Source organism: Burkholderia sp. MSMB1826, assembly GCF_001526325.1.
GTDB lineage: Bacteria > Pseudomonadota > Gammaproteobacteria > Burkholderiales > Burkholderiaceae > Burkholderia.
The window spans coordinates 216,634-240,194 of record NZ_LOYN01000058.1; the positions used below are offsets into that span (position 1 = coordinate 216,634).

At 66.2% G+C, this 23,561-nt stretch carries 19 protein-coding genes and 1 pseudogene; 9 read left to right on the forward strand and 11 right to left on the reverse strand.

The genetic code is table 11. The annotated features are described in order from the left end of the window. Positions 1-116: 116 nt before the first annotated feature. The 3 genes from WS95_RS31920 to WS95_RS31930 form a co-directional block, all read right to left on the reverse strand. The gene (locus WS95_RS31920; RefSeq protein WP_059828194.1) at positions 117-416 is read right to left on the reverse strand and encodes a type II toxin-antitoxin system RelE/ParE family toxin; all 300 of its coding nucleotides are present in this window, start codon (positions 414-416) and stop codon (positions 117-119) included. Next, positions 413-670 (reverse strand): type II toxin-antitoxin system ParD family antitoxin, encoded by a 258-nt coding sequence (locus WS95_RS31925; RefSeq protein WP_059828195.1) that lies wholly within the window; start codon positions 668-670, stop codon positions 413-415. Before WS95_RS31925 ends, WS95_RS31920 begins: the two co-directional genes overlap by 4 nt. A 275-nt stretch (positions 671-945) precedes the next feature. Continuing rightward, on the reverse strand, positions 946-1,821 hold the full coding sequence (locus WS95_RS31930; RefSeq protein ID WP_059828198.1) for a LysR substrate-binding domain-containing protein: 876 nt from the start codon (positions 1,819-1,821) through the stop codon (positions 946-948). Positions 1,822-2,041: 220 nt separating this feature from the next. On the opposite strand from WS95_RS31930, the gene WS95_RS31935 reads away from it, so the two are divergent. From WS95_RS31935 to WS95_RS31960, 6 genes are all read left to right on the forward strand, one after another. Beyond that, complete coding sequence (locus WS95_RS31935) at positions 2,042-2,980, forward strand: LysR substrate-binding domain-containing protein (RefSeq protein WP_011356424.1); 939 nt, start codon at positions 2,042-2,044, stop codon at positions 2,978-2,980. A gap of 346 nt (positions 2,981-3,326) precedes the next feature. Further along, complete coding sequence (aldA, locus tag WS95_RS31940) at positions 3,327-4,751, forward strand: aldehyde dehydrogenase (protein WP_059828199.1); 1,425 nt, start codon at positions 3,327-3,329, stop codon at positions 4,749-4,751. A 111-nt stretch (positions 4,752-4,862) separates the two neighbouring features. Beyond that, a complete protein-coding gene (locus tag WS95_RS31945) occupies positions 4,863-6,185 on the forward strand; it encodes an MFS transporter (protein WP_179950247.1) in 1,323 nt (440 codons plus the stop codon). Further along, a complete protein-coding gene (locus tag WS95_RS31950; RefSeq protein ID WP_059828201.1) occupies positions 6,182-7,399 on the forward strand; it encodes a mandelate racemase/muconate lactonizing enzyme family protein in 1,218 nt (405 codons plus the stop codon). The genes WS95_RS31945 and WS95_RS31950 overlap by 4 nt, the downstream gene beginning before the upstream one ends. Before the next feature lie 16 nt (positions 7,400-7,415). After that, positions 7,416-9,083 carry a GMC family oxidoreductase gene (locus tag WS95_RS31955; RefSeq protein WP_059828204.1) on the forward strand — a complete coding sequence of 556 codons (1,668 nt, stop codon included), beginning with the start codon at positions 7,416-7,418 and terminating at the stop codon, positions 9,081-9,083. 104 nt (positions 9,084-9,187) lie between these two features. Then, positions 9,188-9,775, forward strand: a complete 588-nt coding sequence (locus WS95_RS31960) for a class I SAM-dependent methyltransferase (RefSeq protein ID WP_059828206.1) — start codon at positions 9,188-9,190, stop codon at positions 9,773-9,775. A gap of 159 nt (positions 9,776-9,934) precedes the next feature. On the opposite strand, the gene WS95_RS31965 is transcribed toward WS95_RS31960, so the two are convergent. The 3 genes from WS95_RS31965 to WS95_RS31975 all read right to left on the reverse strand — a co-directional run bounded on the left by WS95_RS31965 (position 9,935) and on the right by WS95_RS31975 (position 12,844). Beyond that, the gene (locus tag WS95_RS31965; RefSeq protein WP_059828207.1) at positions 9,935-10,756 is read right to left on the reverse strand and encodes a quaternary amine ABC transporter ATP-binding protein; all 822 of its coding nucleotides are present in this window, start codon (positions 10,754-10,756) and stop codon (positions 9,935-9,937) included. A 14-nt stretch (positions 10,757-10,770) separates the two neighbouring features. Beyond that, the gene (locus tag WS95_RS31970; protein ID WP_059828209.1) at positions 10,771-11,736 is read right to left on the reverse strand and encodes an ABC transporter permease; all 966 of its coding nucleotides are present in this window, start codon (positions 11,734-11,736) and stop codon (positions 10,771-10,773) included. Between the two features lie 70 nt (positions 11,737-11,806). Continuing rightward, on the reverse strand, positions 11,807-12,844 hold the full coding sequence (locus tag WS95_RS31975) for an ABC transporter substrate-binding protein (RefSeq protein WP_059784891.1): 1,038 nt from the start codon (positions 12,842-12,844) through the stop codon (positions 11,807-11,809). A 573-nt stretch (positions 12,845-13,417) separates the two neighbouring features. Between WS95_RS31975 and WS95_RS31980 the strand changes: the two genes are divergently transcribed. The 3 genes from WS95_RS31980 (at position 13,418) to WS95_RS31990 (ending at position 16,933) form a co-directional block, all read left to right on the forward strand. After that, on the forward strand, positions 13,418-14,569 hold the full coding sequence (locus WS95_RS31980; RefSeq protein WP_059795019.1) for a porin: 1,152 nt from the start codon (positions 13,418-13,420) through the stop codon (positions 14,567-14,569). A gap of 331 nt (positions 14,570-14,900) precedes the next feature. Next, a complete protein-coding gene (gene blaOXA, locus WS95_RS31985) occupies positions 14,901-15,707 on the forward strand; it encodes an OXA-1043 family class D beta-lactamase (protein WP_257139987.1) in 807 nt (268 codons plus the stop codon). Continuing rightward, positions 15,704-16,933, forward strand: a complete 1,230-nt coding sequence (locus WS95_RS31990; protein WP_257139988.1) for an acyltransferase family protein — start codon at positions 15,704-15,706, stop codon at positions 16,931-16,933. The genes blaOXA and WS95_RS31990 overlap by 4 nt, the downstream gene beginning before the upstream one ends. Positions 16,934-18,048: 1,115 nt before the next feature. Here WS95_RS31990 and WS95_RS36210 read toward each other — a convergent pair. From WS95_RS36210 to WS95_RS32015, 5 genes and pseudogenes are all read right to left on the reverse strand, one after another. Then, positions 18,049-18,951 (reverse strand): annotated as a pseudogene (locus WS95_RS36210) (S10 family serine carboxypeptidase-like protein); the annotation flags it as partial. 219 nt (positions 18,952-19,170) lie between these two features. Continuing rightward, complete coding sequence (locus WS95_RS32000; RefSeq protein ID WP_156444629.1) at positions 19,171-19,581, reverse strand: hypothetical protein; 411 nt, start codon at positions 19,579-19,581, stop codon at positions 19,171-19,173. 60 nt (positions 19,582-19,641) lie between these two features. Further along, entirely contained in the window at positions 19,642-20,271 is a 630-nt protein-coding gene (locus WS95_RS32005) for a FeoC-like transcriptional regulator (RefSeq protein ID WP_059828215.1), read from the reverse strand. A gap of 150 nt (positions 20,272-20,421) precedes the next feature. Continuing rightward, positions 20,422-21,153: a hypothetical protein gene (locus WS95_RS32010; protein ID WP_156444632.1), complete on the reverse strand. Its 732-nt coding sequence runs from the start codon at positions 21,151-21,153 to the stop codon at positions 20,422-20,424. A gap of 3 nt (positions 21,154-21,156) precedes the next feature. After that, a complete protein-coding gene (locus WS95_RS32015) occupies positions 21,157-23,556 on the reverse strand; it encodes a fimbria/pilus outer membrane usher protein (protein WP_059828219.1) in 2,400 nt (799 codons plus the stop codon). Between the last annotated feature and the right edge of the window lie 5 nt (positions 23,557-23,561).

A 23,561-nucleotide genomic window follows, 5' to 3' on the forward strand; every position in this document is an offset into this window, starting at 1 on the left:
CCGACGACAGGAGGCGCGGCATCGCGCTCGCAACGAAGGAACCCGGCCATGGCCGGGTTCTTCGTTTGTAACGCGTACTTTGCCGCTGACGAAAAAGCCGGAACTCGCCGCTCGGCTCAGAACAGAATGCTCGTGTAGTCCCGCGCGCCGTGCAGTACGTGAAGCACGTCGATCTGCACGGGGGGATCGCCTTTGACCCGATAGAAAATCTGAAAATTGCCGTATCCGCGATGCCGCACGCCGTGGGCTTCGAAGCGCGGCACCAGCGGGAACGCGAACGGCATCTCGGCGAGGCTCAGGCATTTTTCGCGAAGCTCCCGCACGAACGTGATCGCACGTTGCGGATTGTCGCGTGCGATGTAATCGGCGATCAGCTCGAGTTCGGTTATCGCAAAACCGGACAGGCGCACGATCACGCCTGACGATCCGCCTGCGCCCGATACTTCGCTTCCAGACGATCGAACACGTCCGCCAGATCTGCTCCGCGTCCCGCGTCCGCATCCGCAAGGCTGCGGGCGATCGCGGCATCGAGTGCGCTCAGTTGCGCTTCGCGGTCCTGAATCAAGCGCACCCCTTCCCGAAGCACTTCGCTTTTGGATCCGTAACGGCCGGATTCGACCAGCTTCGCGACGTAGCTTTCCAGTTGCGGGCCAAGGTCGGCACTGATCATGTTGCCCTCCAGACGGCATGAATTCCGATGCAGGCAGATTAGCCGGGTTATCAACTATTATCAAGAATGGAACTCCTGACTGATGAGGTGTCGACGCCGCTCACCGATCGGGCGGATGGCGCGGTACGCGTATCGGGTGCGTTTGCGCGATACGCAACGGCGCTGCGCGTACGCCCTCCCGATCTCGCTCTCCGAACGCCGATCATGCTCGACGAGTCCGTCATGCCACAACCTGGCCTGATGGCATAGCGGTAGCCAGCCCGCGTCGGAGTTCCCTACTCCCTCCTTCCCGCCTGCCGCCTCAACCACTCCGCAAACGCCACCACATGGTCGACCGCGACGCTCTCCGGCGCGATATCGAGCCAATAGCCGAACGGCCCGATCGGCTGCACCGGCGACAACCGCACGAGGCTGCCTTCGGCGATTTCCTCCTCGATCATCGTGAGATCGACCACGGCAAGCCCCGCGCCCTTGCGCGCTGCACGGATCGCCTGTTCGAGCGTCGAGAACTCGATGCCGTCGCCGATTCGTTCGGGCGCGATGCCGGCCTGCTCGCACCAGTCGGCCCACAGCGTCAGGCGCCGGCCCTCGTGCAGCACGTGCAACGACGGCAGCCGGCCGAGCAGCGCATCGAGCGTGTCGCCTCGGTAGCGCGGCGCGCCGACCAGCGCATGCCGCTCCATCATCAGCAACTCCGAATGCATGCCCGGCCGCGCCGCCCGCCCGAAGCGGACATGGCAATCGCAATCGTCGGCCGGTTCGGTGCGGATCGACAGCTCGACGTCGGGCAGCGCCTCCGCGAGCGTGCCGAGCCGCGGCGAAAACCACTGCGTGGCGAACGTCGGCGGCAGCGATATCGTCAGGCGCCGCTTCGCGCCCGGCCGCGTCGCGGCGATTTCGCCGACACCGCGCTCGATCGTGTCGAACGCCTGCCCGATGAACGGCAGCAACCGCTGGCCGGCGTCGGTCAGGCGCACGCCCTTGTGATCGCGCTCGAACAGGCGTGCGCCGAGCGCTTCCTCGAGCAGCCGGATCTGCCGGCTCACCGCGCCTTGCGTCACGCACAGCGACACCGCCGCGCGATTGAAGCTCAGATGACGCGCGGTCTCCTCGAAAAATCGCAGCGCGATCAACGATGGCAGGCGTCGCATGATGTGTGTCCCCTTCGTTCGTATCGTTCGTATGGTTGCCGGCCGGCGCCGCCGGCCATTCCGCGGGCAGCTTTATCGCAGAAAAGCGCGCCGGCCGTCATGCCGTGAAAACCCCGAGGTGCTGCGCCTTTCACCCCGTCATTCATCGCCCCGCCGTGCCGGCCTCCCGCCTACAATAAGCATCCCGCACCAAACACGACATTGCCCCGTGAGACGCAAGATGCCGGCGCTGAATGCGCTGAAAGCCTTCGAGATGGCCGGCCGCACCGGCAGCTTCACGCGCGCGGCCGAACTGCTCAACGTGACGCAGAGCGCGGTGAGCCGGCAGGTCCGCCAGCTCGAAGGCCAGCTCGGCGAAACCCTGCTCGAGCGCCGCCATCACCAGCTCGAACTGACGGCGGCCGGCCGCGTGCTGCTGCGCGCGCTGCAGCAATCGTTCGACAAGATCGAGTTGACGGTGCGCAGCCTGCAGGAAAAAACCCACCTGAACCGCCTGCGCGCGAACGTGCCGCCCACCTTCGCCGCGCGCTGGCTGATGCCGCGCCTCGGCCGCCTGCGCGACGCGCATCCCGAGTTCGAGCTGAGCCTCACGACGCGCATCCACGACAGCCTCGGCGAATCCCGCGTGCTCGACTGCGCGATCCGGTTCGGCGACGGCGAATGGGACGGCTTCGACAACGCGCTGCTGATGCAGGAGCAGCATATCGCCGTCTGTGCGCCCGCGCTGTATGCGCGGCTGCGGCAGGACGGCGCGCCGATCGACCTGAACCGCTTCACGCTGCTGCACGTGCTCGCGACCGACGACCAGCGCTACCTGACCTGGCAGCACTGGCTGAAGGCCGCCGGTATCGCCGACGTCGACACGCGCGGCGGCTACGAATTCGACCTGCTCGACCATGCGATCCGCGCGGCGATCGACGGCCTCGGGATCACCATCGCCGACCGTCACATGGTCGCGCGCGAACTCGCGACCGGGCAGTTGATGCAGGTGCTCAACGTGCACGTCGACGGCCACCAGTCGTACTGGTTCGTCACGCGACCCGAGCAGACGAACCTGCCGCACATCGTGCAGTTCCGCGACTGGCTGCAGCAGGAAGTGTGGCTCGCGAAACGCCACCTCGAACCGTCGTCGCCGCTGCCGCAAGTGCCGCTGGCCTGAGATCTGCCCGGCCCGCGGTCCGCGGTCCGCCCGCCGCCCGCGGATGCGCATGCGGATACGGACGCGTCCGCGGGCGACACCTTACCCGCTCGCGCGTCCGTCCGCACTCGGACCAGTCGGAAAATACCCGAAGGCTCACACCTTCGCCACGCACGCCGCCAGCCGTCATCGCCTTGCCTGACGGGCGATTCCGGCCGATTCGCCGAGTAACGTGCGTTTTTCTCATGGTCGACGCAAAAATAAGTCGTTTGTCGTGCGATAAACGCATGAAGAGAATGACTCCATCCCGTGCCACGCGTGTCGCCACCCGAAGCGATCCGCCGGCATCCATCGGAGGAGTCACTTCATGCGCACCGAACGCAACTACGTGAACGGCCGTTTCGTCGCCCCGGAAAGCGACACGTTCATCGTCGTCAGCAACCCCGCCACCGAAGCGCCGTTCGCGCGCGTGCCGGCCGCGACGCCGGCCGACGCGCTCGCCGCCGTCGACGCTGCCGCCGCCGCGCAAAAGGCGTGGCGCACGCTGCCGAGCGCCGAGCGCGCCGCATACCTGCACCGCTTCGCCGACGCGTTGACCGCGCGCGCGCCCCAGATCGGCGCGGCGCTCGCGCAGGAATCCGGCAAGAGCGTCGAGGACGCATCGAACGAAGCCGTCTACGCCGGGCAGATCACGCGTTACCACGCCGAGTGGGCGCGCCGGATCGAGGGCGAGATCATTCCGAGCGATACGCCCGACGAGAACCTGTTCCTGCAGCGCGAACCGATCGGCGTCGTCGCGTGCCTGATCCCGTTCAACTATCCCGTGTACACGCTGCTGCGCAAGGTCGCGCCCGCGCTGATCGCCGGCAACACCGTGGTCGTGCGGCCGAGCAATCACACGCCGGTGTCGGCGTTCGAGATCGCGAAGGCCGTCGACGAGGCCGGCTTCCCGCCGGGCGTCGTCAACATCCTGACGATGGACCATGCGACGGCCGAAGCGCTGTGCACGCATCCGGCGGTCGGGATGATCACGCTTACCGGCAGCGTGAACGCGGGCCGCAAGGTGCTCGACTACTGCAAGGCGAACATCGCGAAGCCGTCGCTCGAGCTCGGCGGCAAGACGCCCGCGATCATCGAGCCCGACGCCGATCTCGAACGCGCGGCCGCCGCGCTCGTCGCATCGAAGACGACGCATTGCGGCCAGCTGTGCACGGCGATCGAACGCGTGTACGTGCACGACAGCGTGCACGACCGCTTCGTCGCGTTGCTGAAGGACAAGATGGCCGCCGTGCGCAGCGGCGACCGCGCGCAAGACGCCACGCGGATGGGCCCGCTCGTCAGTGCGGCCGCGCGCGCGCACATCCACGGAATGGTCGAACGCGCGGTCGCGGCGGGTGCGACGCTCGAAACCGGCGGCACGATCCCCGACGGCCCCGGTTTCTTCTACCCGGCCACGCTGCTGACGAACTGCCGCCAGGACATGGAAATCGTGCAGGAGGAAACCTTCGGCCCGGTCATGCCGGTGCTGCGCTACACGACGCTCGACGAGGCCATCGGCCTCGCGAACGATCACCAGTTCGGCCTGTCGTCGGTGCTCTACACCGAGCGCTACCGCACCGCGATGACCGTCGCGAACGCGATCGAGGCGGGCGAGCTGTACGTGAACCGCACGCCGGCCGATCCGTATCAGGGCTTCCACGCCGGCTGGAAGCGCTCGGGCCTCGGCGGCGACGACGGCAAGCACGGCATGCTCGAATTCACGCAGACGCGCCTCGTCGTCATGAAGTATTGACGCCGCCGCGCCGGCGCACCGTCGCCGGCGCGCGCACCGCCCCTGATCCGATCCGACACAAAACAAATCTGCAGACCTCCGAACCGCGGAAGTCTGATGGAGGAAGACATCATGCCGACCCAACCGTCGACGCCCGCCGCGTCGCTCGCGTTGCACGACGACGCCCACGCGTCACAACATTCGCGCTCGCAACGCTACCTGCAACTGCTGCTGCTCGTGATTGCCGCGGGCGCGATCTATCCAATGCTGTATCTGCGGCAGGTGTATCAGCCGACGATGCTGCAGTTCTTCCGGATCGACGACGTGCAGCTCGGCTACCTGTACTCGTCGCTCGGCACGATCTTTCTCGTCAGCTACCTGCCGAGCGGCTGGCTCGCCGACCGCCTGTCGCCGCGCTGGCTGATCTGCTTCTCGCTGCTCGCGACGGGCGCGCTCGGGCTGATCTACGCGACCGGGCCGTCGTTCAACACGCTCGTGGCGATCTTCGCCGGCTGGGGGCTGACGACCGGCCTCACGTTCTGGGCGGCCGTGATCAAGCGCGTGAACATGATCGCGGGCCGCGACGAACAAGGCCGCTTCTTCGGGTTGCTCGACGGCGGCCGCGGGCTCGTCGAGGCGCTGCTCGCGACGATCGCGATCACGCTGTTCGCGTACGTGACGCACACGCACGGCGGCACCGACGCGGCCGGCTTCAAGCTCGTCGTGCACCTGTACGCGCTCTGCTGCATCGGGCTCGGCGTGGTGCTCGCGCTGGTGAAGGATCCGGCGCGCACCGACGACCGTACGGCCGCCATCAAGCGCGCCAGGGACAACGTCCTGAGCGACCTGAAAACGCTCGCGGCGATCCCCGAGCTGTGGCTCGTCGCCGCGATCGTGTTCTGCGGCTACCAGGTGTTCTGGGCCACCTACAGCTTCTCGGCGTACCTGCACGAAGGCAATTTCGGGCTCAGCGCGACGGCGGCCGGCTTCATCACGACGCTCAAGCTGTGGATGCGCCCCGTCGGCGGCATCGGCGGCGGCTTCCTCGGCGACCGCGTGTCGAAAGTGTCCGTGCTGTTCTGGGCGCTCGTGCTCGCCGCGCTGTCGCTGGTCGGGCTGATCGCGGCGCCCGCGCACAGCCCGCAGGCGATGCTCGTCGTGCTCGTGCTGTTCATCGGCATCCTCACTTACGCGATCCGCGGCCTGTACTGGTCGCTGCTCGACGACTGCAAGGTGCCGACGCACTGCGCGGGCCTCGCGATCGGCCTGATCTCGGTGCTCGGCTATTCGCCCGACGTGTTCGTGCCGCTGATCAACGGCTACGTGACCCAGACCTGGCCGGGCGCGCACGGCTACCAGCTCTATTTCGGCTATATCGCGGCCGTGGCGCTCTGCGGAGCGGGCGCCGCCGCGTTCCTCAAAACCCGCCTCAACCGCATCCAGGAGTCCGCATGAAGATCGTTTCGCTCGAAACCCATATCGTCGCCGTGCCGCCGCCGCACATCGGCGGCATGTACTGGATCTTCGTGAAACTGAAGACCGACGACGGCATCGAAGGCGTCGGCGAGATCTATTCGGCGACGTTCCACCCGAAGGCGATGGGCCCGATCATCGACGACGTGTTCGACCGCTACCTGCTGAACCACGACCCGCACCACGTCGAGCGGCTGTTCCGCCACGCGTATTCGAGCGGCTTCACGCAGCGGCCGGACCTGACGATGATGGGCGTGGTCAGCGGCCTCGAAATGGCGTGCTGGGACATCGTCGGCAAGGCGGCCGGCAAGCCCGTGTACGAACTGCTCGGCGGCAGGATCCACGAGCGGCTGCGCTCGTACACGTATCTGTATCCGAAGAACGCGCGCGGCGAATACGACTACGACGATCCCGACCTGGCCGCCGAATGCGCGGCCGAGAACGTGAAGCTCGGCTTCACGGCCGTCAAGTTCGATCCGGCCGGCCCGTACACCGCCTATTCCGGCCACCAGCTGTCGCTCGAAGTCCTCGACCGCTGCGAACTGTTCTGCCGGCGCGTGCGCGAAGCCGTCGGCAGCAAGGCCGACCTGCTGTTCGGCACGCACGGGCAGATGGTGCCGTCGTCGGCGATCCGGCTCGCGAAGCGGCTCGAAAAGTACGACCCGCTGTGGTTCGAGGAGCCGGTGCCGCCCGGACAGGAAGAAGCGATCGCCGAAGTCGCGAAGCACACGTCGATTCCGATCGCGACCGGCGAGCGCCTGACGACCAAGTACGAATTCCACAAGCTGCTGCAGGCGGGCGGCGCATCGATCCTGCAACTGAACGTCGCGCGCGTGGGCGGCCTGCTCGAAGCGAAAAAGATCGCGACGCTCGCGGAAGTGCACTACGCGCAGATCGCGCCGCACCTGTACAACGGGCCGGTGGGCGCTGCCGCGAGCATCCAGCTCGCGACCTGCACGCCGAACTTCCTGATCCAGGAAAGCATCATGACGTGGGGCGGTTTCCATTCGGAAGTCGTGAAGACGCCGATCCGCTGGGAAGACGGCTACATCGTTCCGTCGAACGAGCCGGGCCTCGGCATCGAACTGAACATGGACGTCGTGAAGCGCCACACGCCGTACACGGGCGAGCGACTGCACCTGCAGATGGGCGAGAAGCCCGTCGACGTGAAGGACCTCGCCCCGGCGAAGGGCTGAGCGCAGAGGAAGCGACATGACCTACGACTACATCATCGTCGGCGCGGGCTCGGCCGGCTGCATCCTCGCGAATCGCCTGAGCGAATCGGGCCGGCACTCGGTGCTGCTGCTCGAAGCGGGCGAGCGCGACGCGTCGTTCTGGTTCAAGGTACCGGTCGGCTTCACGAAGACCTACTACAACCGCCGCTACAACTGGATGTACTACAGCGAGCCCGAAGCGCAGCTCGCCGAGCGCAAGCTGTACTGCCCGCGCGGCAAGGTGGTCGGCGGATCGGGCTCGATCAACGCGATGGTCTACGTGCGCGGCCAGCGCAGCGACTTCGACGACTGGGCGAGCGCCGGCAATCCGGGTTGGGCGTACGACGACGTGCTGCCGTACTTCCGCAAGCTCGAAACCCACGCGGCCGGCACGACCGATCCGCAGCATCACGGCGCGACCGGGCCGATCCACGTCACGTCGATGAAGGCCGACGTCCATCCGATCGTCCACGAGTTCCTGAAGGGCTGCGGGCAACTGAACCTGCCGCGCACCGACGATTTCAACGGCGCGCAGTTCGAAGGCGCGGGCATCTACGACCTGAACACGAAGCACGGCGAACGCTGTTCGAGCAGCTTCGCGTACCTGCGGCCCGCGCTGGGTCGTGCGAATCTCACGCTGCGTGCCGGCGTGCTCGTGCGGCGCGTGACGTTCGACGGCACGCGTGCGACCGGCGTGGTCGTCGCCGGCGAGCACGGCGACGAAACGCTCGTCGCCGCGCGCGAGGTGATTCTCGCCGCCGGCGCGGTCGATACGCCGAAGCTGCTGCAACTGTCGGGCGTCGGCGATCCGGCGCTGCTCGCGCGCCGGCACGTGCCGCTCGTGCATGCGCTGCCGGCCGTCGGCCGCAACCTGCAGGATCACCTGTGCGTGAGCTTCTACTTCAAGGCGAACCGGCCGACGCTGAACGACGAGATGGGCACGCTGCTCGGCAAGATGAAGATCGGGCTGCGCTACCTGCTGACGAAGCGCGGCCCGCTCGCGATGAGCGTGAACCAGGCCGGCGGCTTCTTTCGCGGGTCGGGCGACGCGCACGAACCGAACCTGCAGCTCTACTTCAACCCGCTGTCGTACCGGATCCCGAAGAGCGAGCGCGCGAGCATCAAGCCCGAGCCGTATTCGGGCTTCCTGATCGCGTTCAACCCGTGCCGGCCGACGAGCCGCGGCACGATCGAGATCGCGTCGAACCGCGCGGAGGATGCCGCGAGGATCCACATCAACGCGCTGACCACGCAGAAGGATCTCGACGAAGCCGTGCAGGGCAGCAAGCTGATCCGTGCGCTGATGCGCGCGCCGGCGTTGAAATCGATGACCGTCGAGGAAATTTCGCCGGGCCCGCAAGTCGATTCCGATGAAGCGATGCTGCAATACTTCCGCGAGCAGTCGGGTTCGATCTACCACCTGTGCGGCTCGTGCGCGATGGGTCCCGACGCGGCGACGTCCGTCGTCGATGCGTCGCTGCGCGTGCACGGGCTGCAGGCGCTGCGGATCGTCGATGCGTCGGTGTTTCCGAATATCACGTCGGGCAACATCAACGCGCCGACGATGATGGTCGCGGAGAAAGGGGCCGACCTGATTCTGGCCGACGCGCGGCGCGGCGAGACGACCGGCGCGCGCGAGGGCGAACGGGAAACCGTCGCGCCCTGATCCCGCGAACGGGGCCCGCGCGGCTCCCCGCTCTCCCCTGCCGCCGCAGCGGCCCTGCCGGCGGCACGCCGCTTGCTCGCCCGGGCCGGAAAGGAGAGCACATCATGGCGACTCATCTCGGGCAACCCGGCCGGCCGCGTGGCCTCGCCGGGCGCATCGTCGGCCGCATCATGCGCCGGCACAACCGGCTGGACAACGTCTGGACCCTGTCGCTGCTGGCGATCGGCGACAGCGACCGGGTACTCGAAGTCGGGTTCGGCCCCGGCGACGCGATCCGGCTCGCGACCGAAGCGGCGCCGTCCTGCCACGTCGCCGGCGTCGATCACTCGCTGACCATGCTGGCCGCCGCGAAACGCTTGAACCGCGTGCCCATCGACCAGGGGCGCGTGAGCCTCGCGCTCGGCTCTGTCGACGCGCTGCCGTTCCCGGACGACGCGTTCGACAAGGCGTTCTCGATCAACTGCATCTACTTCTGGCCCGCGCCTGCACACGGCCTGAGCGAATTGCGGCGCGTCGTCCGGCGCGGCGGGATCGTCGCGATCACCGTCCGCGACCTCGACCGCGCGCCCTACGATGCCCATCGCCCCGACAAGCTCGCGCGGCTGATGAGCGACGCGGGCTTCGGGTCCGTCGCCGTGCAGCGCAACGGCACGGCGTCGCATCCGCTTGCCTGTGTGCTCGGCACCAAGTAGGCGGGCGCGGCGTGAAGGCAGGTGCCGACGCGTCCGCTGCATCGGCAACCGATCGGAAACGCTCGCTCGTCGCACGAATCCGGTCGGCGGAACCCTGTAAAAAACGGCGCACCGCTCATCGCGATGCGCCGTATTTCATTCACGCAGCGATCCGGCCGCTCAAGCCACGCTCGTGCGCTTCTCCACGAACCGTCTCACATAGTCGTCCGCCGGCCGCGACAGGATGTCGTCCGGCGTCCCGACCTGCACGAGCGTGCCGTCGCGCAGGATCGCGATCCGGTCGCCGATGCGCAGCGCCTCGTCGAGATCGTGCGTGATGAACACGATGGTCTTCGCGAGCGTCGCCTGCAGTTCGAGCAACTGATCCTGCATCTCGGTGCGAATCAGCGGATCGAGCGCGGAAAACGCCTCGTCCATCAGCAGCACGTCGGTGTCGGCCGCCAGCGCGCGCGCCAACCCGACGCGCTGGCGCATGCCGCCCGACAGCTCGTCCGGATAATGGTCGCCGTAACCGTCGAGCCCGACCTTCGTCAGCCAGTTGCGCGCCGCGTCGGCCGCGTCGTGCCGCTTCTCGCCGCGCGTGCGCAGCGCATACGCGGCGTTGTCGAGCACCGTCTGGTGCGGCAGCAGCCCGAAGTTCTGGAAGACCATGCTCACCTTGTAGCGGCGCAACTCGCGCAGCCCGTGCGCATCGAGCTTGATCACGTCGCGGCCGTTGATCACGATCTCGCCGGCGGTCGGCTCGATCAGCCGGTTGAAGTGCCGCACGAGCGTCGACTTCCCGGAACCCGACAGCCCCATGATCACGAAGATCTCGCCCGACGCGATGCCGAGGCTCACGTCGTTGAGCCCGACGTTGCAGCCCGTTTCGGCCAGCACGTCGGCCTTGCGCTTGCCGGCCCGCAGCAGGTCGAGCACGCGCGCATGCGCGGCCTGCGGCCCGAACAGCTTGTACACGTGTTTGACGTCGATGGTCGCCATGTTCGCCTCCGTTCCTATGCGCGCGACGATTGCGCCGCCCGATTCGAATCGACGCCCGCGGCCGGCGCCTTGCCCGGCAGCCGGTACGGCACGCGCGACGCGCCCCGCTGCCGGCGCTGCTGCGCGAGCCGCCGCCGGGCGCGACGCTCCTGGCCGAAGCCCTGGCTGATCCGGTCGATCACGATCGCGAGAATCACGATCGCGAGGCCGGCCTGTGTGCCCTTGCCGACGTCGAGCGTCTGGATGCCGGCGAGCACGTCCTCGCCGAGCCCGCGCGAGCCGATCATCGACGCGATCACGACCATCGACAGCGCCATCATCGTCGTCTGATTGATGCCGGCCATGATGCTCGGCCGCGCCAGCGGCAACTGCACGTTGACGAGCAGTTGCCAGCGCGTGGTGCCGAACGCGCGCGCGGCTTCCGTCACGTCCGGATCGACCTGGCGGATGCCGAGATCGGTCAGGCGAATCAGCGGCGGCAGCGCGTAGATGATCGTCGCGAGGATCGCGGGCACCTTGCCGAGCCCGAACAGCATCAGCACCGGAATCAGGTACACGAAGCTCGGCAGCGTCTGCATCACGTCGAGCACCGGCAACAGCATCCTGCGCAGCCAGGCGCTGCGCGACGCGAGAATGCCGAGCGGCACGCCGACCGCGACCGACAGCACCGTCGCGACGAGCATCAGCGCGAGCGTCTGCATCAGCTTGTCCCACAGGCCGAAGCAGCCGATCGCATAGAGCAGCAGCATGAAGAGCGCGCCGAGCCCGATGCGGCGCGTCGCGTTCCATGCGATCGCGCCGACGACCAGCAGCACGAGCCACGGCGGCGCCGCGCGCAGCGCGCCTTCGAGCGGCACGAGCAGGTAGCGCAGGACCAGCACGCTGAAACGATGGAAGCCGTCGCCGTATTGCGCGACGAACGTCTCGAGCGCGCCGTTGACCCAGTCGGCGATCGACAGGTGCAGAAAGAAACCGTCCATGTTGATTCTCCGTCGCGCCGCGAAGGCGCATGACGGCGGCGGCAGGCGCGGGCCCGCCGCCGCGCGCAGGTTACGCGCCCTTCAGGCTGCCGGCGATCTTCTGCGCGACGTCGGCCGGCACCCACTGCTTCCACATGTCCGGGCGGGTCTTCAGGAATTGCGTGGCCATCGCCGCGCCATCGATCTTCTTCGTCGTCATCTCGAGGATCGTCTGGTTCAGGAAGTCCATCGGGAAACGCACCTTGCCGAATACGCCGACGAGATCGGGGTTCGCATCGGCGAACGGCTTCGACACGCCGACCGTCAGCCGCGACACCATGTACGACGACGCGCACTGGTGCGTGCTGCTCTCGTCGCGCAACGTCTTCCAGCATGCTTCGTTATAGGCCGGCATCTTCAGCGCGGTGAACTTGTACTTCGCCATCAGCGCGGCCGGGCCCCAGTAATAGAACACGATCGGCGCGCCGCGCTGGTACGCGGACGCGATCGCCGCGTCCAGCGCCGCGCCCGTGCCCGGATGGAAGTTCGTGTAGGACTGGTCGAGCTTCAGCACACGCAGCAGGCGCGTGTTCACGCGCTCGCAGTCCCAGCCGGTCGGGCAATTCAGGAAACGGCCCTTGTCCGGCTCCTCCTCGTCGGCGAATACCTGCTTGTACTTCGGCAGATCGTCGACCGACACGAGCCCCGGCGCGACCGGCTTGATGTGGCGCGCCGGATCGCCCTTCACCACGTAGTCGGGGACGAACCAGCCTTCCGTCGTGCCGCCCGGCAGCGTGTCGCCGATCAGCTTCACGGCGCCCGACGCGACCGCCTTCGCGGTGATCTCGCTGCGGCCCGTCCACTGCTCGGCCCAGATCTGCAGGTCGTTGCGTGCGAGCGCGGTTTCGGTGGCGGCCGTGCTGCCCGGCACGACGTCCGTCTTGCAGCCGTAGCCCTTCTCCATGATCTGTCGCAGCACCTCGGTCGCGAACGCTCCGCTCTCCCACGTGATGCTCGCGAAATGGACCGTCTTGCCGTCGGTGCACGCGCCGCCGGCCGCGTGGGCCGCGGGCGCGGACAGGATCGCCGCGGCGGCGAGAAGGGCCGTTTTCAGTCGTCGAATCTGCATGGTGGGTCGTCTCCAAATCGAATCTGTTGTTTGTGCGTCGCGGCAGGCGCGGCGACCGGCGCATCGCGAATGCGTCCACGCCCGGTCAGCCTGCATGTTTGAGCCGCCAATTTGTTTAGGGAAACGAGTAATTCCGATCATTGCAATCGGCTGCGCCAATCGATCGCCCGACGCGCCGCGAGGCCCGTGCGGCGGGCCTGCCGGCCGTTTTCCGGTCGTGCGGCCACGGCCCCGGCGCGGGCGGCAATGCGTGGCGCTCGCCCGTTGCCCGGGCGATCTCGAATCGTGGCGCCGGGCCGCCCGCGTCCACTGTCGAAACCGCCCGTCGCGCCCCCATTGGCGAACCCGATCCCATCCATCGAAATTACTCGCTTTCGATTCCGTTTCGGCTTCGGAAGAATGCGCGGTGTCATCGGAGGAGACACGACCCGACGTTGCCGGGTGCCGCGCCGCCGCGCGTTGCGCGATCCGGCGCCGCACGCGCTGCGCCGGATCGCCCCGGATGACGGGGCGCGCCTCGCCGGACGCGCTCACGACAACCGATACAAGCTGGATATCCCGGAGATCTCATCAATGAAAAAGACCCTGACGGCGCTCGCCGTAACGGCAACCTTCGCCGTGCCCGCGTTCGCGCAAAGCAGCGTCACGCTGTACGGCGTGATCGACGAAGGCCTCAACTACACGAACAACGTCGGCACCGGCCACGTCTACGAAATGGCCAGCGGCTACGCGCAGGGCAGCCGCTGGGGCCTGAAGGGCAGCGAGGATCTCGGCGGTGGCATGAAGGCGATCTTCCAGCTCGAAAACGGCTTCGACGTGAACAGCGGCCGGCTCGGCCAGGGCGGCCGCATGTTCGGCCGCCAGGCTTACGTCGGCCTGAGCCAGGCGCAGTACGGCACGCTGACGTTCGGCCGCCAGTACGATTCCGTCGTCGACTATCTCGCGCCGACCACCGCCAACGGCAACTGGGGCGGCTACCTGCTCGCGCACCCGTTCGACAACGACAACACCGACAACTCGTTCCGCCTCGACAACACGGTGAAATACGCGAGCCCGAGTTTCGGCGGCTTCCAGTTCGGCGGCGCATACAGCTTCAGCAACAGCACCGGTTTCTCCGACAACCGCGCGTACAGCTTCGGCGCGCAGTACCAGAACAGCGGGCTGCTGATCGGCGCCGCGTACCTGCAGGCGAACCATCCGGGCAACGGCTCGGCCGGCGCGATCACCGCGAACGACGCGAGCTACATCGCCGAGCGCATGCGCGTGTTCGGCGCGGGCATCAACTACACGTTCGGGCCGGCGACGGTCGGCTTCGCATACACGAACTCGAACTACAAGAACCCGACCGGCAACGGCTACCTGGGCACGCCGGGCGCGATCATCGCGCCGGGGGCGACGGTCAGCGCGATCAAGTACCAGAACTTCGAGGTGAACGGTTCGTACCAGATCACGCCGGCGTTCATGGTCGGCGCGCAGTACGTGCTGTCGCTCGAGAAGTACGACGCATCGAGCGGCGACGCGAAGCCCAAGATCCATTCGGTCGGGCTGATGGCCGACTACAATCTGTCGAAGCGCACCGACGTGTACGTGCAGGCCGCGTACCAGCACATCGCCGGCGACCGGACGAACTCGATCCTCGACAACGCATTCATCCCCGGCACGGACGCGCCGTCGTCGACGTCGAACCAGGTGGCCGTACGGCTCGCGCTGCGCCACAAGTTCTGACGCCAGCCCGTTCTCCGTTCTTCACGCGATACCCGCGCCGGTCGGCGCGAGGTGTCTTCGCCCGCCCGCAGGCACTGGTCTGCCGGCGGGCTTTTTCATCGGCCCGGCAACGGGTGCGCGAACGACATGAACCGCCGGAACCGGCGAAGGTCGCACGCGTGCCCCGTCAACCATGACAGGTCGACAGCCGGCGATCCGCCGATACACTGTGAGCCATCCCGACGGCGGCGATCGACCTCGTCGTCGATGCAGGCCGTCGCTTCGATTGCGCACGGCCTTCCGCTCCCCGCCCACCCCGCACACCTTCCGCATGCTTTCCAAGGAGATGCACTTGAAGCACTGGCGTCATGCGCTGCTCGCCTTCGCCGGCCTCGTGGTCGCCGCGTCCCCTCGCGCCCATCCCGTATGCACCGTCGTCGCCGACGCCGCCACCGGCAACGTGCTCGTGCAGCAAGGCGATTGCACGACCCGCGTGACGCCTGCATCGACGTTCAAGGTCGCAATCGGCCTGATGGGCTTCGACGCCGGCGTGCTGAAGGACGAGCACACGCCCACGCTCGACTTCCACGCCGGCTACCCCGACTGGGGCGGTGCGCCGTGGCGCGAGCCGACCGATCCGGCGCGCTGGATGAAGCTGTCGATCTTCTGGTATTCGGAGCAGGTCACGCAGGCGCTCGGGCAGGCGCGCTTCCAGCAGTACACGAGTGCGTTCGGCTACGGCAATGCCGACGTCACCAGCAGGCAGGGCGAACTGCCCGGCGTGATGGGCGCATGGGTCAACTCGTCGCTACGGATCTCGCCGCTCGAACAGGTCGCGTTCATGCGCAAGATCGTGCGCCGCACGCTGCCCGTCAGCGCGCACGCATACGACATGACCGAGCGCATCACGCTGCTCGACGCGCAGCCGGGCGGCTGGACCGTGCACGGCAAGACGGGCACCGCATCGCCGGGCCTCGAGTACGACGCCGCGCACGCGTACGGCTGGTTCGTCGGCTGGGCGACGAAGGGGGCGCGTACGCTCGTGTTCGCGAACCTGATCCAGGATGAGCAGGCGCATACGCCGAATGCCGGCCTGCGCTCGCGCGACACGTTTCTCGCGACGCTGCCGGCGCTCGCCGAACCGGCCCGGCCACAATGAGCGCCGCCCCGCGCAACGCCCGCATCGACCTGCTGCGCGGCGTATCGATCCTGCTCGTCCTGCTGCATCACTTCAACATCGCGTATCCGCTGCGCGATACCGCGCTCGCACGCGTGCTCGGCTGGGACACGGTCCATGCGATCGTGCGCAACGGCAATTACGGCGTGACGATGTTCTTCGCGATCTCGGGCTACCTGATCACGTCGAACACGCGCCGCCGCTGGGGCAACCTCGGCACGCTCGACGTGCGCACGTTCTACGTGTCGCGCATCGCGCGGATCGTCCCGTGCCTGCTTCTGCTGCTCGCGCTCGTCAACGGACTGGCCGCGGCCGGCGTGCCGATCTTCGCGAACCATGCGCCGCAGGGCGTCGCCGTGTCGTACTGGCTCGTGAACCTGGCGTCGCTCACGTTCTGGATGAACGTGCTGATCGGCGCGTACGGATGGGTCAACTACGCGCTCGGCGTACTGTGGTCGCTGTCGGTCGAAGAAGTGTTCTACCTGTCGTTCCCGCTGCTGTGCATCGCACTGCGCCGCGACGCGTTGCTGTTCGCGTTCTGGCTGCTGGTCGCCGCGATCGGCCCCGTGTACCGCTACACGCATTCGGGCGACGAAGGCGGCTTCCTGTACGCGTACTTCGCCTGCTTCGACGGCATCGCGATCGGCTGCTGCACCGCGCTGTTGGCCGAACGCGCGCGCTGGCAGGTGCTCGCGGCGGCGCCCGTGCAATGGCTCGCGGCAACGGCGATGACGGCGCTCTATCTCGCGTGGCCGATCGTCGAAAGCCATGTGTTCGGCGTCTCCGCGATGGCGCTCGGCACGGCCGTGCTGCTGATCGGCGCGCATGCGGAACGCACCCCCGATCGCGGCCGCATGCTCGCGCCGCTGCGCTGGGGCGGCCGGCTCAGCTACGAGCTGTATCTGTTCCATCTGATCGTGCTCGGCATGCTGCGCACCTTCTGGGCGCCGTCCGCCACGCACGGCGACGGCAAGCTCGCGCTGCTCGCCGCGTATCTGGTGCTTTCGGCAGGTTTCAGTGCAGTCGTCGCGCGCGGCTATGCGACGCCGCTCGATCGCTTCATCAAGCGCGTCGCGGCCCGCCGTGCAGATGGCGAGCAGCACGCGAGTCTAGCTTTCCTCGTGCGGCGCCGCGCAACGAAGAACCCGGACACGGCTCGGCCGTATCGCCAACCCGATACCGGCCGACCGGACCGCAAGCGCCGCTGACGACGCGTCGATCACGCCGGATGATCGACGCGTTCCTTGCGCGAATCGCCCCGACTTCATCGCGATTTGCCGGCGATCCGTTCGTGACGACGCGTCGCGGGGCTCGCCGACACAACGATCCGAGTTCGTCTCGAAGGGGCTGCGCAGATCGCCAGTCCACGATCGAACGAAAGGCGTCGTCGTGCCGCCGTCCGTCCCGACGCGCGTCAGATCCCGCGACCTGCCTTCTGCAACCGCAGGATGCGCGTCATCGCCGCCCGATCCGAACCGACCGCCTGGAAGAATTTCAGCAGGTCGCCGCGCAACGCGGTGCGCGATTCGGGATCGAGATAAATCATGTGCCCGGACGGATACTCGTTGATCTGCAGGTTCTTGCGCAGTGCGGGGTCGATCTGCATGTTCTGCAAGTCGATCCGGGTCTGGTACCACGGCGTCACGTCGTCGAAATAGCCGCTCGCCTGGAACACCTTCAGGTCGGGATTGATCCCCATGATCGCGGCCAGATCGGTGACCGTGTTTAGATTGCCGCGGCCTTGCGACGTCTTGCCGGTCGGGTCCTTGTGCGTCCAGTCCCACGACACGTCGGTGATGCCGGTGAACGCGGAGTTCGACGTGTATTTCAGCTCCTGATTCAAATAGACGTTCCAGGCAGCGATGTATACGCCGTTCGTTGCGCGATCGAATGCGTCGTTGTTGATCAGGCTGACGTCGGCCGCCACCCCCAGGTTGGTGGTCGTCACGCGGCCATCATATGCACCGACGCTGCGTCCCGGCACGAGGTTGCGCTGGAACGTGTCGGTATCGACGAGCAGTTTCGCCTCCCGCACCCGCGTCTCGTCGATGCCGATGTACTGCGCAACGCGTTGCACGGCAGCATCGCTCGGCGCCGGGAGATTGGACACCGCGTCGGCAGCATCGAAATACGCCTGCGTTTTCTGGAGCAGCACGCTTGCGTTGGGTTGCGTCTCGAAGTACGCGATGATGTCCGTCCATTTCATCGACGACGGGCTGCCCGCCGCCGCGAAAGCCGCATCGATACCGGCAGACAGGATCGGGTCGTAGCGTGTTGCCGTCGCCGCCGCATTCGCGGCGATCGCGTCTTTCGCCAGCGTCGCGAAGTCACCCGACGCGAACTGCGCGGCCTCCGACATCACGCCGGCAAGCGTCGTCGCCTGGGTCGGCGCGGTGAACTTCTTGTGATACCACGCATCGGCGACGTAAGTCGGTAGCAGGCCGACCGGATCGTCGCTGTGGCGGAAATCGAGAATCGACGATTGCAGCACGATCCCGTTCAGATCGACGCCATCGCTGTGCAGCGCATTCGCAAGCACGGCGGTACGCGGTGTACCGTACGACTCGCCATAAAGAAATTTCGGCGAGTTCCAGCGCTGGTTCGCGGTCAGGTAGCGCTTGATGAACTGCTTCAGCGAAGACGCATCCTGATCGACACCCCAGAAGCTCCTGTTCTTCGCCGGTGCGATCGCCGTCGAATAGCCGGTGCCCACCGGATTGATGAACACGAGATCGGTCTTGTCGAGCAAGCTGTCGGGATTTGTCTCGATCGTGTATGGCGCCGGCGGCGTGTAGACGGGCATCGAGGTCTTGATTCGCTTCGGCGCATAGGAGCCGAGCAACAGCCAGACCGCGGCGGAACCCGGCCCGCCGTTATAGAAGAACGTGACTGGACGCGTGTTCGCATCCTTGCCGTCGGCGGTGTATGCGACGTAGAAGATTTTCGCGTCTGGCTGCGAGCTATGGGGATCGGTCGTCACGAGATGGCCGGCCGTCGCAGTGTATTGGATTGGCGTCCCGTTGAGTGTCACGACGTGATGGGTTATCGCGCCGTCTTCGTTGGCATCGGTGATCGAATCGTCGGCTCGATTGCCGTAGGCGACCGGATCGAAGTACGGCTTGTCGGCCGCGAGCGTCGGCGTGTTGGTCGGCGTTTCGACCGGCGCGGCCGACGAGGCCGACGGACCGTCGTCGCCACCGCATGCGCTCGACAGCACGGCGCTCAACACCAGCGCGGCCGGCAAACGCCACGCGCGACCGTTCGAAATTGAATCATCCGATCGCGATTTGATTTGCACATATTTTTTCATAGCCATCCTGATCTTCATGTTTAAAAAAACAACGAACATCAAACACACCACTGCAAAATAAGCATTGCGAAACACATCGACGATCACCAATGCCGAAAAATACCTCTCCCGGCGGAATTCGATCTGGCCCGCCCGCTAACCGGAAGCCCGCGCACCGGCTTCGCGCCCATTCTCGCGGCGCTCAAGTGCCTGTTTCATCTGCGGGATCGTGAACGTCAGAACCGGATCGAGATATATCGAGATTTCATCCGCTCCATAAATCCCGGCGGCAAATGCCTCGAAAACCGCCCAGCAAAACGGAGACAAGTGCGTATTCGAAACGACGATCAGATTGCCCATCGCACGAAGCCCGGCGTCACAGGCGACCTCACCCTTGAGAAACGCGACGGCCAGCCGGGTGGTCAGCATGTCGCACATCAGGCTTCGTTCGTTGGCCGTACTTCCGCCTGCGTTCTCGATATCGCCGTTGAAGCGCCCCGCAGCGATCCAGCGATTGAACAGATGCTCGCCCATACGTCTTCTGTGACGCTGTTGAATTCGGCTCATTCGTTTCCTCGCGGCAGGCGTGCTCACATGAACGATTGCATTCGTCTCTCGATGAACCGGCTACGATCGACCGCGGTTCGCCATGCAGATGTCGCGCAGCGATCGCAGCGCGCGGGCATATTCGGCGTCGTACGCAGGTTGAGTGGACAACGGTGCCGTCGCGTGCGTATGCGCCGTTGCAGGCGTTGCCGCGACCTGCGTGACGGAATCAGGCTCGGTGCCCGCGACGTAGTACAGGTCGTGCCGGCGGTGCGTTCCGCCCGCCGTTTTCTTGATCACCCGCCCATCCCGGAGCAACAGGGAAAGCAGCGCCGTCGCCCGGTGTAGCGGCAGCACGTGCCGCTTCGCGATTTCCCGGACACGATGGCCGACACCCGGCTTCATCGCCGCGAGTACGTGATGCGCACGCACCTCGACCACACGCCGGGCTTCGTCGTGAGCACACAACGGCGTGTTGCTCGTAGGAAGAAAGAAACACGCCCGGCGGCCGCCGTCGGCGTTCTGAAACATGCCGTGTTCGAGCTTGCCGGCAGCCACCCAGTGTTCCAACCACGCCCGAACCGCCGAGGTTCCCATGCCGAGCTGGCTGGCCAATCCGGCCGGCTCGTAGGCTCGGCCCGGATCGATGAAGTCGAGGATGCGTTGTCCGTCCGACATGATCGCCGTCGAATAGCGATGCGTATTGGTCACCGATTTTCTCCAGGATTCCGATCGATCATTGCCTCGGGGATGCAGTTCCAGTTCGGCTGACAGGCATCGACACATGGCTTCGTATCGCTTCTCCCAATACGCTCAATGGATCCGTTGCCGTCCGTCGAAACCTGCCTCGCCGTCGCATCGCTACTTTTCCCAGCGGAACAGACTGAACTGAAGCGAATTCGTCAGTGACAGCGCACCGGTCGGATGCGCCTTGGTCGAGTCGAGATTCGCGTCGACGGTCAGTTGAACGCTCGCCTGACTGAACGGCGCAACGTTCGGCTCGCCCAGCACCAGCGTCTTCCCCGGCAGCCACTTCACTTCGTCCTGCCAGGTCTGCGGAACCTGTCCGGGCGTGTCGACCAGCCCGACGCGAATCGTCCGCCCGTCGGCTTGTGCCGAACGTGCGGTAACGGTCACGTCCCCCGACTGCCCGAACGCATATCGAGCCCCGTCCGGACGCGTCTGCCCGTGCAACGTGATCGCGACATACCCGGGCTGCGGGCAGGCGACTTGCAAACTCGTCCCCCGGGTGCCGATCGGGATCTGCGTGCCGGGTGCCGCGTTTGCCGCTGCTCCGCTGTTGTAGCGCCCGAAATCGATCTTCGCGCTGCTCAGCGTCAGCACACATTCGGACGATGCGTTCCCCGGCGTGCCGATCGCTTGCCTGATACGCCCGAACGGCCCCTTGTTGAATGACGTGATGTTCCTGCCCGGCGCCATAACCTGGCCTGGCGAGAGCGCCTGACCCGGCACGACGGGCATACCCTGATTGAACGGCTGACCCGGCAACGGCAAGCCGGCGTGCGCCGGCGTCATGCAGCACGCGATGACTGTCGCGACCAGCGTTTGGCTTGTACTCGATAGATTCGACATGAATCAGTTCCCCGCACACACGATCGACGCGGTCTCGTAGATCGCGTCGTCATCCGGATGCGCATTCGGCTTGAAGTGAATGAAGCACGCCGGCCCGGTTTCGGGCTTGAGCTGAAGCGCGCCGCTTGCGAACTGCTCGGCGTCGATGAACAACTTGCTCTCGGGGCCGACGATCGTCAGGAACCGCCCGTCCGGCGCCAGCACGCTCGCCCCTTCGAGCGACTTGCCCTGGGCATCTTGCACCGCCAGCAGAAGACGACGGATGCGTACCGCCTTGAACGCCACACGGCCGACCGAACCGCGCCCCGCGTCGAGCACGTTGACGGCATCCTTCACCTCCACGTTTCGCGGCAGCCCGTCGACGCCAAGCTCGAGACGGCTGTTGCGATACGGCGTCAGGTTGGGCGCGACGGCGCGCCCCGAATAGTCCGTCCATACCGGGCCCGCCGGCGTGACGATGCGCGCACCCGACAGGTCGCCTGCCTGCATGACCGCATAGGTGTCGCCGATCGCATACGGCGAGAACAGCGGATGCATGCCGTCGAACGCAATGCCGCCGGTCAGGCTTGCCGAATAGGACTGCGCGCTGTCGCTTGTCGCAGTGGCCGTTGCGCCGAACTGCGTGTACTTGGGCAGCACGCGAACGCTCGCACTGTAGTTCTGATACCCGCCAGGCGCCTGCGTCGCCGCAGCCACGTTGTAGCCGAAGTAGTCGTTGACCTGCTGGTCGTAGGTGACGCCTGCCTGAGTCTGGTCGCCGGTGCGGAACACGTTGGCCGACACGTATCCGGCGTTGTCGCCGATCGGGAAGCTGATGTTCGCGTAGTACAGGTTCGACATGCCGCGCCCGGAACCGATATCCGCGCTCACCGACACCGATACCTTCTTGAAATTCTTGTTCCAGCTGAGCAGCGCACGGTTGCTGTTCGAACCGTCGAAACTGGCAATGCGCGTGTAGCCGGCGCTGAATCCACCGAAATTCTGCGTCGAATAGGACACCGTCGTGTTGAACGTGTCCTTCGTGTTCGCGTAGTACAGGTCGAGATAGCTCGGCGAGTCGGCCAGTTCGCGGTAACCGCGCGTCTGATGCGTCACCGATGCACTGAGCGCCATCGCCTCGGTCAGGATCGCGCTGATCCCCGACTGTCCCTTGAAGCCCTTGTGGTTGATGCGCGCATCGTCCGCGAATACCGAGCGCACGTATGCGCGAACGCGCCGCGTCGGCGAACCGTCCACCGCCAGCCCGACCGACCGATAATCTTGCCCCACCAGCAAGCCCGTGGTCAGGTTCGCGTGGATGTGCGGCAGAGGCATCACGTCCGTCGCGGTCACGAACCAGTTGCTCCGCAGATACGAGACGTCGCCGCCGATCGTTCGCGGCTTGCCCATCGCGAACGACACGCCCTTCTCCGGCGAGACAAAATTGTTGGCGAACGACGCGGCAGGGACCATGAACCCGTGCCGAGAACCGTTGGCCTCGATCACGGTGACCTGCAGATCCGAGCTGCCGTTGATCAGCGGTAGCCGGTTCAGCGTAAACGGCCCGGACGGAACCAGTGTCGAATAGATCAGCACGCCGGCTTGCCGCACTTCGACCCGCGATGGCGTCTGAGCGATGCCCGAGACGCTCGTGCTGCTCTCTTCCCCGAGCTGCATTTCCGGGAAAAACTGCACGCCGGTAAACAGCGGCGCGGAAAACAGATTGCTGCGCAGACTCAGTTGGCCTGCCTGAAACGTCGACTTGTATTGCGTGAACGTGCGCTGGATATAGGCTTCCTGATGCTGGAACTGACTCTTGCCGTCCTGCCCCGAGTAGATTTCGTGACTTCGAAACAGCCAGTCGCCCGCGTTGAAGCCGAACGTCGTGTCTGCGTAATACGTGTTGCTATGCGAGCCGGGCGCCTGCGTGCGAACCGTGAACAGATTGTAGTTCAGCATCGCGCCCCGGCCGCCTTGCCCGTACACGGGCGCCGGATCCCTTGAGCGCACCGCTTCCGGCGGCACGAGCAATTCGAGCATGTTCTGCGACGGCTTCGGCGTCGCGACCGCATCCGGATATACCGATTTGAGGTTCACACAGGCCGTCGGCGCTTCGCGTCCCGGCCACTCGACATTGGCGCGATCGAGCACTTCGTGCGTCAGACACGGTGCGCCGTTCTGATCGAACTGCACCGTTGTCGTCGCCATCCTCATTCCGTTGACGATCAGCGTCACCGAGTTCGCGCCGGACGGAAACCGCGGCTCGGCGCTGTAGTAATCCGCCACGGCCGGCGAGATACCCATCGACTTGAGCGTCTCCACGTCGAATTTCGTGTCGGCCGCGTGCGCCGCGGACATCGCGCCGAATCCGAGCAGGATGCAGCGCGTCAGCGTCCGCTTCGGGAAGCATTCTGGGTATTGCATGTGGG

What these genes read in the sequence shown, in the direction of transcription:
- WS95_RS31960 (WP_059828206.1), top strand. Translation starts at nt 9,188, where the DNA reads ATGGCGACTCATCTCGGGCAACCCGGCCGGCCGCGTGGCCTCGCCGGG.
- WS95_RS31945 (WP_179950247.1), top strand. Translation starts at nt 4,863, where the DNA reads ATGCCGACCCAACCGTCGACGCCCGCCGCGTCGCTCGCGTTGCACGAC.
- aldA (WP_059828199.1), top strand. Translation starts at nt 3,327, where the DNA reads ATGCGCACCGAACGCAACTACGTGAACGGCCGTTTCGTCGCCCCGGAA.
- WS95_RS31990 (WP_257139988.1), top strand. Translation starts at nt 15,704, where the DNA reads ATGAGCGCCGCCCCGCGCAACGCCCGCATCGACCTGCTGCGCGGCGTA.
- WS95_RS31970 (WP_059828209.1), bottom strand. Translation starts at nt 11,736, where the DNA reads ATGGACGGTTTCTTTCTGCACCTGTCGATCGCCGACTGGGTCAACGGC.
- WS95_RS32010 (WP_156444632.1), bottom strand. Translation starts at nt 21,153, where the DNA reads ATGTCGAATCTATCGAGTACAAGCCAAACGCTGGTCGCGACAGTCATC.
- WS95_RS31965 (WP_059828207.1), bottom strand. Translation starts at nt 10,756, where the DNA reads ATGGCGACCATCGACGTCAAACACGTGTACAAGCTGTTCGGGCCGCAG.
- WS95_RS31925 (WP_059828195.1), bottom strand. Translation starts at nt 670, where the DNA reads ATGATCAGTGCCGACCTTGGCCCGCAACTGGAAAGCTACGTCGCGAAG.
- WS95_RS32000 (WP_156444629.1), bottom strand. Translation starts at nt 19,581, where the DNA reads ATGAGCCGAATTCAACAGCGTCACAGAAGACGTATGGGCGAGCATCTG.
- WS95_RS31930 (WP_059828198.1), bottom strand. Translation starts at nt 1,821, where the DNA reads ATGCGACGCCTGCCATCGTTGATCGCGCTGCGATTTTTCGAGGAGACC.
- WS95_RS32015 (WP_059828219.1), bottom strand. Translation starts at nt 23,556, where the DNA reads ATGCAATACCCAGAATGCTTCCCGAAGCGGACGCTGACGCGCTGCATC.
- WS95_RS31950 (WP_059828201.1), top strand. Translation starts at nt 6,182, where the DNA reads ATGAAGATCGTTTCGCTCGAAACCCATATCGTCGCCGTGCCGCCGCCG.
- WS95_RS31955 (WP_059828204.1), top strand. Translation starts at nt 7,416, where the DNA reads ATGACCTACGACTACATCATCGTCGGCGCGGGCTCGGCCGGCTGCATC.
- WS95_RS31975 (WP_059784891.1), bottom strand. Translation starts at nt 12,844, where the DNA reads ATGCAGATTCGACGACTGAAAACGGCCCTTCTCGCCGCCGCGGCGATC.
- WS95_RS31935 (WP_011356424.1), top strand. Translation starts at nt 2,042, where the DNA reads ATGCCGGCGCTGAATGCGCTGAAAGCCTTCGAGATGGCCGGCCGCACC.
- WS95_RS31980 (WP_059795019.1), top strand. Translation starts at nt 13,418, where the DNA reads ATGAAAAAGACCCTGACGGCGCTCGCCGTAACGGCAACCTTCGCCGTG.